Source organism: Rhizobium sp. BK512, from assembly GCF_014194915.1.
Taxonomy (GTDB): domain Bacteria; phylum Pseudomonadota; class Alphaproteobacteria; order Rhizobiales; family Rhizobiaceae; genus Rhizobium.
Map to the genome: position 1 here is coordinate 15326 of NZ_JACIAS010000017.1, position 13094 is coordinate 28419.

At 56.6% G+C, this 13094-nt stretch carries 14 protein-coding genes and 2 pseudogenes; 6 read left to right on the plus strand and 10 right to left on the minus strand.

Annotated elements, in window-relative coordinates; genetic code table 11:
* Positions 1-202: 202 nt before the first annotated feature.
* Positions 203-1261 (plus strand): alpha/beta hydrolase, encoded by a 1059-nt coding sequence (locus tag FHX06_RS35205; RefSeq protein WP_183851396.1) that lies wholly within the window; start codon positions 203-205, stop codon positions 1259-1261.
* 68 nt (positions 1262-1329) lie between these two features.
* Here FHX06_RS35205 and FHX06_RS35210 read toward each other — a convergent pair whose 3' ends face one another.
* Positions 1330-2178 (minus strand): oxidoreductase, encoded by an 849-nt coding sequence (locus FHX06_RS35210; protein ID WP_018114761.1) that lies wholly within the window; start codon positions 2176-2178, stop codon positions 1330-1332.
* Between the two features lie 177 nt (positions 2179-2355).
* On the opposite strand from FHX06_RS35210, the gene FHX06_RS35215 reads away from it, so the two are divergent.
* Positions 2356-3231: an AraC family transcriptional regulator gene (locus FHX06_RS35215; RefSeq protein WP_018114762.1), complete on the plus strand. Its 876-nt coding sequence runs from the start codon at positions 2356-2358 to the stop codon at positions 3229-3231.
* 4 nt (positions 3232-3235) lie between these two features.
* On the opposite strand, the gene FHX06_RS35220 is transcribed toward FHX06_RS35215, so the two are convergent.
* The 7 genes from FHX06_RS35220 to FHX06_RS35250 all read right to left on the minus strand — a co-directional run bounded on the left by FHX06_RS35220 (position 3236) and on the right by FHX06_RS35250 (position 8918).
* Positions 3236-4387, minus strand: coding sequence for an epoxide hydrolase family protein (locus FHX06_RS35220; RefSeq protein WP_112542227.1), 1152 nt, complete (start codon positions 4385-4387; stop codon positions 3236-3238).
* Positions 4388-4976: 589 nt separating this feature from the next.
* Positions 4977-6053: a sensor histidine kinase gene (locus FHX06_RS35225; protein ID WP_029616595.1), complete on the minus strand. Its 1077-nt coding sequence runs from the start codon at positions 6051-6053 to the stop codon at positions 4977-4979.
* Positions 6054-6436: 383 nt separating this feature from the next.
* Positions 6437-7429, minus strand: a complete 993-nt coding sequence (locus FHX06_RS35230; RefSeq protein ID WP_018116074.1) for a sensor histidine kinase — start codon at positions 7427-7429, stop codon at positions 6437-6439.
* A 140-nt stretch (positions 7430-7569) separates the two neighbouring features.
* Positions 7570-7845 (minus strand): hypothetical protein, encoded by a 276-nt coding sequence (locus tag FHX06_RS35235; protein WP_018116075.1) that lies wholly within the window; start codon positions 7843-7845, stop codon positions 7570-7572.
* 97 nt (positions 7846-7942) lie between these two features.
* Entirely contained in the window at positions 7943-8323 is a 381-nt protein-coding gene (locus FHX06_RS35240) for a DUF6481 family protein (RefSeq protein WP_183882688.1), read from the minus strand.
* A 33-nt stretch (positions 8324-8356) separates the two neighbouring features.
* Positions 8357-8581, minus strand: coding sequence for a hypothetical protein (locus FHX06_RS35245; protein ID WP_018116070.1), 225 nt, complete (start codon positions 8579-8581; stop codon positions 8357-8359).
* A gap of 127 nt (positions 8582-8708) precedes the next feature.
* The gene (locus tag FHX06_RS35250) at positions 8709-8918 is read right to left on the minus strand and encodes a cold-shock protein (protein ID WP_016736157.1); all 210 of its coding nucleotides are present in this window, start codon (positions 8916-8918) and stop codon (positions 8709-8711) included.
* Between the two features lie 443 nt (positions 8919-9361).
* Here FHX06_RS35250 and FHX06_RS35255 point away from each other — a divergent pair.
* Positions 9362-9568 (plus strand): annotated as a pseudogene (locus FHX06_RS35255) (transposase); the annotation flags it as partial.
* A 619-nt stretch (positions 9569-10187) separates the two neighbouring features.
* Here the strand turns inward: FHX06_RS35255 and FHX06_RS35260 are convergent.
* Positions 10188-10400, minus strand: a complete 213-nt coding sequence (locus FHX06_RS35260) for a hypothetical protein (protein ID WP_018116066.1) — start codon at positions 10398-10400, stop codon at positions 10188-10190.
* Positions 10401-10772: 372 nt separating this feature from the next.
* Between FHX06_RS35260 and FHX06_RS35265 the strand changes: the two genes are divergently transcribed.
* Positions 10773-11147, plus strand: coding sequence for a hypothetical protein (locus tag FHX06_RS35265; protein WP_183882690.1), 375 nt, complete (start codon positions 10773-10775; stop codon positions 11145-11147).
* A gap of 285 nt (positions 11148-11432) precedes the next feature.
* Complete coding sequence (locus FHX06_RS35270; RefSeq protein WP_183882692.1) at positions 11433-11711, plus strand: hypothetical protein; 279 nt, start codon at positions 11433-11435, stop codon at positions 11709-11711.
* Between the two features lie 146 nt (positions 11712-11857).
* Here FHX06_RS35270 and FHX06_RS35275 read toward each other — a convergent pair.
* Positions 11858-12123 (minus strand): annotated as a pseudogene (locus FHX06_RS35275) (DDE-type integrase/transposase/recombinase); the annotation flags it as partial.
* A 422-nt stretch (positions 12124-12545) separates the two neighbouring features.
* Here FHX06_RS35275 and FHX06_RS35280 point away from each other — a divergent pair.
* Positions 12546-12914 (plus strand): hypothetical protein, encoded by a 369-nt coding sequence (locus FHX06_RS35280; protein WP_183882694.1) that lies wholly within the window; start codon positions 12546-12548, stop codon positions 12912-12914.
* Positions 12915-13094 lie beyond the last annotated feature (180 nt).

Here is a 13094-nt window from a genome sequence, read left to right on the forward strand (position 1 = left end):
TCCCTGTATCGCAAGGTTCACCTTTAAGTTTGACTTCAAGCTGCATGCGATGATCTGGCGCTAATTCTCTGAAATCAACACCCTACTATATGCACGACGGGTCATCGCGGCCCTCTAAGGCGAAGCAAGGGTCAGATAGCGAGGTGCCATCAATGATGACAACAACAATCCATCGCAGGTCGCTGCTGACCGGGATCGGGCGATGAGCATTCTCGGCTTTCGATCGCCAGCATCGGCGGCGACGCTTCTATCCTCTCATATTTTCACCTCGGCGCGACAGCATACGCATTATCTCGAAAGCGGACCATCTGATGGGCCGTTGATGATATTCGTCCACGGGTGGCCCGGCATCGGTTTGCTATGGCGGGCGCAGATGGAAGCGTTTGCTGCCAATGGGTGGCACTGTATCGCCCCTGACTTGCGTGGGTTTGGTGGATCGTTCGCGCCGTCTGATAGCGCCGGCTACTCGATCGAGGAGATTGTCAGAGATCTGTGCGAACTTCACGACCATCTCGGTGGCACGCCCGCGATCTGGGTTGGTCATGATTGGGGAAGCATTGCGGTTGGAGCGTTGGCGGCGCATGAGGGGCAACGATGCCGGGCCGCTGCCTTGGTGTCGTGGGCATACTTTCCAGCTTCCAATGATCTTGGGACGCTCACCAATCTGGTGGATCGACGCATCTATCCCCAGGATCGTTATCCGGATGGTCAGTGGGACTACTACCGCTATTACACGACGCATTTCGAAGCGGCTGTCGTCGATCTTGACGCCGACATCCCGGCTTCGCTTGCCTCGATCTTTCAACCGGGGGACCCGAAGACCGTTGGAAAGGTTTCGGCGACCGCGACCGTGACAGCGAAGGGAGGACGTTTTGGAGCACGGCATAGAGCACCTCCCACGCCGCCCGACACCTCCTTGTGGCCGGCGGATGATTTCGAGACTTTGGTTGACGCCTACAAACGACGCGGCTTTCGTTCATCCTGTGAATTGTATCGCAACGGAGCCGCCAATGCGGCCTACGCTCGCCTTGCCCCGTCCGGCGGTCGGTTGTCGCAGCCCGTCCTCTTCCTGAACGGTGAGTATGATCAAATCTGCACGATCATTGACAATCGGCAGGGCGATCCGATGCGGGAAGCCTGCGCCAATCTTACGGTCACTAACATGTCGGCCGGACATTGGCTGCCGTTGGAGCTAAAGCAGGGCGCCACATCCGCAATCCGGAGCTGGATCGATGGTGAGAAATTGCTTGGCCCAAATTAGCGCTGCGTGAGCCACGCAGCAATGCGTGGCTGCAGCCGGAAGCCGCCCCTGTTTCTGGAACTGGTCCCTCAGCGCTTGGCCTCGTGAAAGTCGGCGCTTAGGGTTGTCTCGCGCCACCGGTCAAAGTTGTTCTTGAGCGATTCAAGACGTTTGTAGGCAAGGTCTAAAGCAGGTTTTCCCAATAACAAGCGCAGGGGCGGCTCGTCGGCTTCGACAGCCTTGAGGATGGCGAGCGCCGCCCTTGCCGGATCGCCCGGCTGCTTGCCTGAGCCCGCTTTTGTGCTCTCCCGACGTTTGCCTGCGGTTTCGGCGTAATCGGCGATCGCGACGGGCGACTCCTTCATGGAGCTCCCTGCCCAGTTTGTTCGGAATGCTCCCGGTTCGACGATGATCACTTTGATGCCAAGAGGTGCGACCTCCTGAGCGAGCGACTCACAGACCGCCTCCACAGCAAACTTAGTAGCGTGGTAGTATCCGGTCGCGGCAAACGCCATCAGGCCACCGAGGGAAGACATGTTGACGACTGTACCGCTTCTCCTGGCCCGCATCCCGGGGAGGACTTGCTTCGTGACATCGATGAGGCCGAAAAGGTTCGTGTCGAACTGCCTGCGGATATCGTCGTCCTCTCCTTCTTCGATCGCTGCAAGGTAGCCGTATCCGGCGTTGTTAACGAGGACGTCGATCCTGCCAAACCTTTGCAGCGCCTCCTTGACCGCGGCGGCGATCGCCGGCTTCGAGGTGACGTCCAACTTTAGCGCAATCGCGTTGTCGGGATGTTGTTCAACGATATCGGCAAAGCGCGAGGGATCTCTCGCGGTAAGGACCGCCCGATATCCTTGCTGCAAGACGAGCTTGGCGATTTCCAGGCCGAAGCCTCCAGATGCGCCAGTAATGAACCAAACAGGTGTCAGAGACATTGCGAAACTCCTTAATTTCAGTAGGCCGTGCCGCGGCCACTTCTGCGACCGGTTGTCATGGAAATGGAGAGCGCATGCGAAAAACGATAGACCAAAGCTACCAATGTTTCCTACGATCCTACCAAAACCGGCGTCTCGAACTAGGTTCGGCCCCATTTATCCATCGGGGGACAGTCAATGACGACACTACAAGCGCTAATTTCGATTATCGATCGGCATGCTAAATCTCCCCGGCAATTCACATCTATCGACGGCCTGTCGATCTTCAACGTCAAGGAACCGACCTCGCCGGTGGATAGCGTGTATGCGCCGCGCATATGCATGGTTCTCCAAGGCCAAAAGAGGATCTCGTCCGGGGGGAGGACCTTTGATGTTCATTCAGGTCAATACTTCATGTCCACGATCGACTTGCCGGTTTCGGCCAGCATCACCGCTGCGTCCGAAGCCAATCCGCACTTCGCATGGTCCCTTGAACTTAGCCGGCAAGACCTTGTGGAGGTTCTGCAAAGGTTCAGCCCGGCTGAGCGGCCTTCGGAGAGTTTCGGACTGACTGTTGGCGATCAATCATGCGAAATGGCCGAGACGGCGTTTCGGCTTTTGGGCCTTCTCGATCGGCCGGATGAACTGGTCGTGCTTCTTCACGCGACGAAGTTCGAACTATACTACCGTTTCCTGCAGAGCGAGCACGGAGCACTGCTACGCGATTTCGCGACCAACGGAACGATGATTGCGAATATCGGCAAGGTCACATCCTGGATAAAAGACAACTTCGCTAAGCCGATGACCATATTAGAACTCGCCAATAGAGTTGGCATGAGCCCTACCTCGCTTCATCGCCATTTCAAGGCGTTAACGACAATGTCCCCGTTTGAATACAGGTCAGCCATCCGACTTCAGGAGGCACGCAGGCGACTTCTGATTGGCGGGGTCAGTGCCCGTCGGGTCGCCTTCGATGTCGGTTATGACAGCCAGACACAATTCACCCGGGAGTACAAGCGCCTGTTTGGGCGGCCGCCTGCAGCGGATACCGCTCATCTCAGAGGTGTTAGGTAGTCGCTCAGCGTAGACTGCCAAAATGGGCACGGATGTCCGCCACCAATTCTTCCGGTCTTTCCATGGCAGCCAAATGCCCTCCTGCCACATGCTCGTTCCAAGCAACCACATTGTAAACTCGCTCCACCCAGGAGCGCGGTGGCTGCGGCAGCTCCTTCGCGAAATGGGAAATCGCGACCGGCGGGGTAATCCGCTGCCCTTTCCGGAAAGATAGCGGCTGTGCCTTGCTTTCCTTGTAGAGCCTGAGGGATGCGTCGAGCGATCCGCTGAACCAATACAGGCAAATCTCCGTCAGGAGGGTATCCATTGTGAAGACGCTCAGGACATCGCCGTTGCAGTCGCTCCATGAGCTGAATTTTTCGACAAGCCACGCCGCAAGCCCGACCGGAGAGTCCGAGATCCCGTATGCGAGTGTCTGGGGCTTTGTCGCTTGTATATGCGCATATGCACCCTCTTTATCCGCCCAGTTCGCCGCGGCCTTCCTGAAATCCTGTTCCGCTGGCGACAGCTGAGCAAGCCCCTCGTCCAACGGCGCGGAGAAGCTTCCGGGAATGTAGTTCAGGTGGAGCCCGATAACGTTTCCCGGGAAGCGAAACCCGAGCCAGCTCGAAACAGCCGCTCCGATGTCTCCGCCCTGGGCGCCAAATCGCTCGTATCCCAATCCGATCATCAGTTTCTGCCAAAGTCCGGCTATCTCAAATGGACTTATTCCTGGTCTCTCGGGTGCCGACGAAAACGCATAGCCCGGGAGCGACGGCACCACGAGGTCAAAGGCGTCGCGCTCGTTGCCTCCATGAGCCACGGGGTCTGTCAACAGAGGAATCACACGTTCCATCTCGAGGAAGGACCCCGGCCATCCGTGGGTCAAGATAAGAGGCATCGGCGATGGCCCCTTCCCCTTCACAAGGATGAAGTGGATCTTGAGTCCGGCAATTTCGGCAACGAACTGCGATAAGCGGTTCAGGCGCGCTTCCTGGGCTTTCCAATCGAACTTCTCCAGCCAGTAGCCGACAAGGTCTCGCATGAAAGAGAGGCTACTGCCATCGGCCCAAGTCTGCGGATCGATTGCGCCTGGCCATCGAGTGTTTCGAAGTCGTTGTTCGAGATCACGCAATTCGCCGTCCGGAATTTCGATCAGGAAGGGATTGATGATCATTGCCGCGCCTCGCCGTCACCAGCGCTTGACTTAGAGCCTTGGCGGTCGAATGCAAGTCTGAGCGAAGATGGGTCGGCCAGCCCGTCTTCGCTCAGCCGCACCGTCATTACGTGAGCTTCTGCAGCGGCGTCCGTCGGCGTCTGCGTGACGGCTTGCGCGTGGGTGAGGCGGCTGCTCCCTTCCTCGGTGTGGAGCGCCGTCGGGCCATTTCGACACCCTTAAGACCGTAATGAGCACGCACGATCTACCTCGTCGTCCTCCCACACAGGCTTGGGGGCGCTGAAAAGAGGTGGTCAGTGGACGACTTTCTGAAGGTCGCGGCGATCACTCCCAAAGTGCTGCTGTCCGCAACGCCCTTGCCGAACCCAGCGGCCTCGAAGGTAAATGCCCAACCAGCAGCGGAACCGGACAAAGCGTCGTCCGTACACCCGTGGACCCGAGGATACAGCCCGCCAAGGCCTTGGTAGCTCAGAAGGTAGCGAACGAGAACGTTTGATATCGGGCGATCCGCGAAAGCCGTAGCGCTCGTCCTTGGCTTACAAGTCCTACGGCGCCATTATTCAATCTTCCCGGTGCGATAAATGCCGATTTAAGGCCGATTTGTTTCCCGCTTTTCAAAAACGATGGTGACCTTCATGCCCATGCCAGGCGTTGAAACGACCTGAACATCCGCCTTGGCGTTCTGCTTGATCGATTGCACGATCATGGCGCTCAATTTTCCCCGCCGCGGCCAGTCGGAAGGATTGCTGAGACCGACGCCATTGTCTGCAACCGAGATCCTACAGCCCGCATCATCCACGACGCAGCGCAGGACGATCTCGCCGCCCTCACGATCCTTGAATGCATGTTTGAGTGCGTTCGTCATCAGCTCGTTGACGACCAAACCAACCGGCATCGCAATATTGACGGAAACGGGCCAGGTGTCGACTTTCATATCAAGCCGAATACCCTGAACCGAATGCGCGGCCATAACTGCCGAAGCAATCTGGCTCACATACGTCCCGAGATCGACAGTCTCATCCGCGTTGGTATCGGAAAGGGAACGGTAGAGGATTGTCAGCGCGTCTACCCGGCCTGCAAGTCGGTTGAAGCGCTCGCCTTCGTCCGGATGTTGCGCGTTCCGGGCTTCCATACGGATCAGCGCGGTGATCATCTGAAGATTGTTTTTGACCCTGTGCTGCAACTCCTTGAGCAGCACGTCCTTTTCCGCCAGCGCGGTGGCCAGGTCAGTCCCGGTCTGGCCACTATTCGTGGCCGCGATTGCGACAAGACGAAAGAGAGGGGTGCCAGCGTCATTGACGATTGTATTCGACCAGGCGTCAATATGCGACTCTGGCTCAGTCCTGGCGGATGTCGAAAACGTCCCCAGATACTCCTCGCCGGCCACAATCGCAGTCGCAAGGTCCAGGTCTCCACTTACAGAGCGCGCCAGCGGAAGCGATGACCATGGCTTGCCCTGCAGCTCCTCTGCTGAAACCCCCATCAAACGCTCGAATTCAATGTTGGCGTATACAAGCACCTCGGTCGACGCGAGTTCCGCCACGGCCACTCCGAACGGCACGTGATCGAGGAATTGGCGGAAACGGTGATCATCCAACGCCTCATCAAGATGAGGAAGGTCCGCCACTGTTTCAGGGCTCATCGGTGATTCTTCAGTTTCAGTCATTTCCAACCCGCACCATTTATCCTGCGCTGCTTATCATGCCGGATGGCGCGGCGCTAAGGGATTCCGATTTTTGGAACGCCATGCCAATCAAGCGGTTCTTTGACCGGCTTTTAGCGCTTCGCGAGCCTCAATTGTTCCAGCTCCGGCCGGCCCGCTTCTCGAGCGTGGACAAGAGAGATGCGCTCGCGTTGCTGATCGTGATAGCTCTACCGCCATCTTTGCAGGCCGGTTCCAGTGAGAGGGGACGCCTGAGAGTCCGCAGCCGCGAAGCGTCTGTCGGCGAGCTGCTTTCTGGCGTGTCCCAAATCTTTGGGTGGGCTTGGGTCGTTCGGCAAGCAGCGCGGATGTTGCAGACATCTGCTCGGCTCGCTCCCTGGGCATAGTCAGAGCAAGGCCGCAGATCCCAGCCCGATCTGGATGCGTGCAAGCGGCGCTGTCAGCTTCCAGACGATCAGTCCGTCCGTGAAACTCCATTGCGCTTGGCCGGACAAGGCGGATGGCACCAGCTTACCAAGAACGAGGGCGCCGAACCCGTCCTCATGCGCCAGTAGATCGGCGTAAGCCACCGCCGGCTCAGACCAGACGAGCTCGAATATGTCGCCGCCCTCTCCGCTCGTCAGCCCCCAAGTGACGGATATTCCGCCAACATCCGTAACCCCGAAGCGCATCGCATTCATGATCAGTTCGTGGAAGGCCATGCCAAGATTGAGGACAGCGTTGGCGTCAAGTACGATTTCCGGGCCCAGAATTTGGACCGGCTGTAGAGCCTCGAAGGGTTGGAGTTGATGCGCCACGAGATCGGCGAGCCTCACCCCCGCCCAATCGACCTGTGACAGCAGATCATGTGAATGAGACAGGGCCATAATACGTTCGCGGACCCGCTTCTCAAATTCTTCGATTGAGCGGGAGCGTGTCGACGTCTGCCGGATAACGGCAAGGACGACGGCGTACTGATTTTTAACGCGATGATTGATTTCTCGCATCAACAGGCGAAGCCGGCGATCGCTTTCGCGTGTCTCCGAGATGTCCCGGGCGATGCTCGATGCACCCACGAGTTTCCCGGCCCGACTTTTGATTGGAGAAATGGTGATCGAGATCGGGACTATCCGTCCGTCTCGGTGGCGGCGCGTCGTCTGAAACGGCTCGATCGGCTCCCCCAGTTTCAGCAGGCGCAGGATGTCCGCCTCCTCATCCCGTTTGTCGTCGGGTATGATCAAATAGATCGATTTTCCGACCACCTCGGTTTCCGGATAGCCGAACATGCGTTCGGCCGCCCTGTTCCAGCTAACGATCGTGCCTGAAAGATCCTTACTGATGATCGCGTCGAAGGAAGACTCGACGATGGCTGCGAGCCGTTCTGCACTATGCTCTTCCATGCCCAACCGCTTGGCTTATTGCTGCCTACTGGGAGTGATTTAGGCGGTCGCCTTGCAGATCAACCTCGAAGACCACAAGAAAGTTCAGGTACGCTACCGCTTACCCAGAAATTCGTGACTCGGACGACCGTGAACCCTGGTCAGGCACGGTCATAGGTAAAGGACGTCAAGAGCGTCGTCACGAAATTGCTGGCCCGTTCCTTGACCAACATCTCGGTCCACTCGTTAGTGCCGCGAAGCCTCAAGTCCGTCTGGATGCTGTCGACGGCCGCTTCTTCGATCCGCTTGATGTGGGAGCCGAAGGCCGCTTCGCCAGCACCATGGTACATGTCACGTATCACCATGCGCAGGATTTCCTGGATCGCTATCTGCCAAGCTGTATTGATTGCCTGTAGCTCGTTCGTGTCCGGTGCCATAAAAGGCTCCTAAGGAATGAGTAAGTTCGAGCGTGACCGTATATCACGCCCTGATCTATTCCACGGCCCTAACCATCAAAATGTGGGCGCCCGGACGCTAAGCCCGACGGGCCTTGCGGGCAGCATAGCGTCTGTCCCGCTCAGCCTTGCGAGCGGCCTTGTCTTCCACGACGAGCGATATCCGGGCGTTTTCGGCGGACTTTTGCGCCTCAATCTCGGCCGCCGCGGCTGCCTCCATGGCTGCCTGCTCTTGCGCCGCAAGAGTTTCTAGGAGCCTACGCTCCTCGGCTTTCAGTCGTTCCCGTTCCGCACGGCGTGCCTCGCGGGCTTCAACAAGCGAGATGCGCTCCGTCTGTCTGGCGGCTTGTAATGGCTCTGCCGCTGTCTTTGCTGCTCGATATGCTTTGAGAAGGGCTGCTTTGGCGTCCGCAGCAGCGGCGCGTCGGTCGGTGTGTTCGTTGTTTCTGGCGTGTCTCAATCTATATCCTGACTCTTTGCGTTTGGGATGATCTCAGCTGGACTTCGATCGTTTGGCAAGGAGCGCGGATGTTGCGGAGATCCGGTCAGCTTGCTCCTTGGCGAGCCGCGCTTCGCGCAGCCTGATGGTCTTGGCATCGCGCGCCTGAGCGATCGATGCGAGCTCTTCCGCCGCATTGTTCTTGGCGAAAAACTCGGCCTGGAGATTTCCGAAGGCCGCCTCGGCCTGCCTGCGAGATTTGCTATACGTTTCTGTCATCGAATTTCCTCGATCTGGGCTGTGAGGCCAAAACGAAAGAGGCCAGGCGAGCCCGCCTGGCCTCAAACTGATACATTGCTCCCGGCAGTGCCAGTACATCCGTGGTCAAGGGGAAGCAGGATATCGATTAAGCGGACTGCAGATTGCAGGCCGACATCTTGCCCGACTTACGATCGCGCTCGAGTTCGAAGCCGATCTTCTGGCCTTCGACGAGTTCACGCATTCCGGCGCGCTCGACAGCCGAGATGTGAACGAAGGCGTCAGCGCCGCCGTCGTCAGGCTGGATGAAGCCAAAGCCCTTGGTGGAATTGAACCATTTTACTGTGCCAGTGGTCATGATGAACCCTTTCAAGCATAAAGTTGAGAAACCGCAAAGCTGATGCCACGCGGACGAAAACCGACTATTTTTGAAAGGGAAGTTCGCTTAAAGCGCGGTGCCAATCGCGCGGTAGACAAAGCTCGGCAAGCAAAAGATCGATGCGCCTTGTATACGGCAGGCGGGCGGGTTCGTCAACGGTTAGTTTTCTAAGGTAGTGCTATTCTCCTTATGGTTGCTCCTTCGCGAAGGACCCGCAGCCGGCAGCGGATTATAGCGGTCCTCACCGGACTGCCTCCAGCGCTCTCAGATCATCGATACCGCCTGCAAGGGAGGTCTTTTATCAGTCGAAGCCGCGGACCAACCCTGTAAGGTCGCCCTTATGGGCAAGAAATCGAGATTGGCCTGCTGCCGGTTTCGTGGACACCGAGTTAAGGTGTTTCCAATGAAACTGGAGCGCATGAATGCAACGAAGGAAATTCGGCCGCGAGTACAAGCTTGAGGCAGTGAAGTTGGTGCGAGAGCGCGGGGTCAGTGTTGCGCAAGCCGCCCGCGACCTGGATATTCATGAGAATGTGCTGCGCAAGTGGGTCAGGGAATACGGTTCAGACCCGGCGCAGGCGTTTCCTGGTCCCGGGCAGATGAAGCCCGAGCAGCTTGAGATCGGGAAGGAAGGGTTGATATGACTGGACATCGCTCCTTTAACGACTGCGTAACAAAATGTCGCCTGGACGTCGGGCTCGCAACGATGACGCGACGAGGGCGCCTCTCAAGGGAATGGCACTGTACGAACTGCGTGTGGCGCGTGAACGCGCACTCCATGTGAAGCAAACTATGTCGGTCGGCAGGTTGAAGACAGGCTCTGTCCGAGTGCCTCAGCGCTCTGGTGACGAGGAGCCCCATGCACCACGCTAAAAAAAACTTTAGCATTCACGAAAATAAAAAAATATTTTTAGAAGAACGGTGATACGATACGTTTGTAGAATAAATTTTTAAACAGGAAAATCATGCGATATTATTTTCCAGACTTTACGGGACGGCAAATCACTCTCTTTCTGATCGAGACGTCAGTGCTCACAGCCGCGCTCATTGGCATCCTCGTTGTTACCATACCTATGATCTGAGCCAGACGTCGATCGGGACAGTTGAGGTGTATCGGCATGAGCAACTGTCCGGGCAGTCAACTCGGCCGGGTAGGTTTGCCGCAGCTCCAGTCACCGTTCGCCTCGCCCGATAAACCTTCGATCGGACTGTAATGTGGACTCTCTGCCAGACAAAGAACTAGACCGTCTACTCTTTGACCGGATTTGGGCTCTCGGCGCCAAGGCTGTGCAAGAGAATCGCATTTCTGCGCTCGCTGATGCCACCCGCAGTACCCCTACCTTGGAAGAATACCAGAATAGCCGCGGCGAGCGGATGAGCGATTTTATCAAGGTCATCAAACTCGGAATCGCGCAACTCCGCTAACGCCCATTGCTGATCCGTTTGTTCAGAAATCGCCATTCGCCAACTCACACCTCAGGAAGTCTTTTAGATGAATGACCGCAGTCAGATGGCTTTCACGCCAATCAAGCAGATGAAAAATCACCGCTCTCAAAAGAAGGATCTAAGGTTCGCCGAAAACAGGGTCGAAAAGCTAACCCAGCTTGTTGTCTGTCAGGCTGCGATTGTCAGAGCGCATCGGGTCAACTGCGCTTCAGCGGAGTCGGATAAAGCGCTTCTCGCGAGGATCTGTGATAGCAGGCGTCGCGCTGTGGATTCCCTGCTGCGTGTTCAGGCTTTTTGTTAAGCCACCCATCGATTAAGGTCCGAGATGGTGATGGAGCTGGCAATTTCCCTTGCTGTTTGTCTTAAATGTACGCGGGGGGAGACATCATGTCGAAATTCAATTGGGTATTGTTGGGCGCTTTAGCCGTCGCTCAACCCATCAGCGCGCGCGCCGAGCCACTCGAAACCCTTCACCTCAAGGAAAGTATCGATGTGGTCGGGCAATCGTTGGGAACCAGTCGCTCCTACAAAATCACCACTGGTACATCGCGGACAATACTGTTCTCCGTCGTTATCGATGCTTCCTGTCACTACACGCTGCAGAAGGGAGGACATAGAAACATCCAGCCACGCGCCGAAAACATTCCCATCGAATTTTCGGACAGAGCTTCGATTGCGGAGTTTTATATTCTCTCCTTTTCTCAAACTCGCCCCGCCTGGCAGGCAAGCAGACCTTGCGGGTATTCATTTTCGCTTAAATGAGGGGCGGCCTTCGAGGATCAGCCGAATTGATTCGCTAATACACGTGCCCTGTGAGCCTACTGTCTCGCTTGGCCGTTTGGTACCTGTTCCGGCATCTAAGCTTTTTGGAGCCCCCCACACCCCTGGGAGGGCTCCTTTTGATGGGGCCCGGGGTGCGGCGAGGTATTAAAATCCAACTGCTTGCAACGAGTAGCGAACGCCCTACTTGGATAACAAGCTCACCCGGAGAATGGTTGTCGCCACTTCTCGGTCATCTTTCGGACAGCCCCCTTGAAGGAGCGTGCGATGTCCACCAGATCGACCTTAGGGAGTATGAGCGCTGAACGGCGGGAGTCGGTCCTGCGCTCGCTCGTATCGATGCTGCAACACTCCGCGGGAGTAGCTAAGCTTCGACACTATCCGAGTTGGAACGAGATGGAAGTGTTGGCCGCAGAACTATCGCAAAACGCGGCCGCCATTGCTCAGGAAACTTCGGAAGCCGCCGAAACGTCTGCCGCCCAAGCCATAAGACTTCTGAGTGAGTTCGAATTGCATTATCCCTCCACTGATTTTAGCTATCATTGAACTCGTTTCCATCATCCGTTGATGATGGGTTGGTGTGGTCCGAAAGCAGAAAACCACATCCTTTAGCGGATATCTTTCCAAGTCCGACAAGGCACTTTGTCGAATGCGTTGAGCATGGTTGGTAACCACAAGGTGGGTAACGCGCCTCAGCCAGCGTAACGCGGAGGGTAGCGATGGCCGAAAAGGAATAGGGTGGCTAGGGCTGAGCGTTTCTGATGTAGCGGCACGAAGAGATTTCTGACTGCTGAAAATACCAGGAGGAAACGTCGCAAGCCGCCCACGGAACGGAAGCGCTCATCATCCACTCTTGTTTTCGTAGCGGCACGTGAGAATTCTCCGCGCGATTGTTCAGGCCGTTGTGTGGTCGATGTTCGATGCTGCGCGGTACGTACCGCTCTGCTGCTCCGTAATTTTCAGAACTACAGCGAGGGATGTTCTGTGATAGCCACTCGCCGCACCGTTCGGGCGGTGCGACATTCTCTCCGTCGCCGCCTATCAGGTACGCTTGTCGGTCTATCGCTTGAAGACTTTCCCGCGAAAAACCCAAGACAGAGCGGCCCGGAGCAATGGCGAAGACAGCGCGGATTCGGGGATCGGAAAAATCACTTCGCCGCCGATCCCAGGACATCCGAAAAACCGGGTTCTCATAGAGTTTTGGCAGTTCATCGGCGAGGTCTGGAAATTCTCTGGGTCCCCGAACAGGACTCAATTCCGGATTGTCTATCTCGAACTGCGAAAATGCAACACGGGCTCCAGCCAGTAAAAGGGTCGTGTATGCGCCTGCAGAGAAACCCGCCGCGAAAATCTGTTCTGTAAGCAGTGTGCCGATCACACTTGACCACCAAGACGGGGGTTCGTTTTGAAGATCGGCCGGACCCAAGGCGAGTGTGTGTTGATCGCGGTCACGCCGCAAATTCACATGCTGTCGATAAAGGGGCGTTGGGTGAGAACCCATTCGTCAGGATATGGCTCGTGATCCTGCCGGTGCTCCGTCTGGTACTCGCCCCAGCCCTGAAGCTTCCAGTATTTCGTCATGACATCGAAATGGCTATGCCCAGTTATCTCGCCAGCCTTAACAGCCCCCTTATTAAGGAGCGCTCTAAAGCCGTCTCCCATTGGGCCAGCAAGACAAAGGCCGGGGAGCAGTTGACCGTCTGGCTCGGGATCGAGCCAGATTTCGTGGACGAGTTCGTTTTTCATTGAAGTGTTTTACTTCACGAACCATCCTTCCGAAAGAGGCGGTCGGACGCAAAGGGGGAGCTACTACGTGTGGAAATTGCTTGCCATGTGAACCGTCCCGGCTTTGCCGGAGACCCCAACTCGTGAGAAGTAGGGTCTATGACAAGCAAGACGACGAACAAGTTTTCTCCTGAAGTCCGCACC

Coding starts and splice junctions, on each gene's coding strand:
- FHX06_RS35205 (WP_183851396.1), top strand. CDS start 203: ATGAGCATTCTCGGCTTTCGATCGCCAGCATCGGCGGCGACGCTTCTA.
- FHX06_RS35210 (WP_018114761.1), bottom strand. CDS start 2,178: ATGTCTCTGACACCTGTTTGGTTCATTACTGGCGCATCTGGAGGCTTC.
- FHX06_RS35215 (WP_018114762.1), top strand. CDS start 2,356: ATGACGACACTACAAGCGCTAATTTCGATTATCGATCGGCATGCTAAA.
- FHX06_RS35220 (WP_112542227.1), bottom strand. CDS start 4,387: ATGATCATCAATCCCTTCCTGATCGAAATTCCGGACGGCGAATTGCGT.
- FHX06_RS35225 (WP_029616595.1), bottom strand. CDS start 6,053: ATGACTGAAACTGAAGAATCACCGATGAGCCCTGAAACAGTGGCGGAC.
- FHX06_RS35230 (WP_018116074.1), bottom strand. CDS start 7,429: ATGGAAGAGCATAGTGCAGAACGGCTCGCAGCCATCGTCGAGTCTTCC.
- FHX06_RS35235 (WP_018116075.1), bottom strand. CDS start 7,845: ATGGCACCGGACACGAACGAGCTACAGGCAATCAATACAGCTTGGCAG.
- FHX06_RS35245 (WP_018116070.1), bottom strand. CDS start 8,581: ATGACAGAAACGTATAGCAAATCTCGCAGGCAGGCCGAGGCGGCCTTC.
- FHX06_RS35250 (WP_016736157.1), bottom strand. CDS start 8,918: ATGACCACTGGCACAGTAAAATGGTTCAATTCCACCAAGGGCTTTGGC.
- FHX06_RS35260 (WP_018116066.1), bottom strand. CDS start 10,400: ATGGCGATTTCTGAACAAACGGATCAGCAATGGGCGTTAGCGGAGTTG.
- FHX06_RS35265 (WP_183882690.1), top strand. CDS start 10,773: ATGTCGAAATTCAATTGGGTATTGTTGGGCGCTTTAGCCGTCGCTCAA.
- FHX06_RS35270 (WP_183882692.1), top strand. CDS start 11,433: ATGTCCACCAGATCGACCTTAGGGAGTATGAGCGCTGAACGGCGGGAG.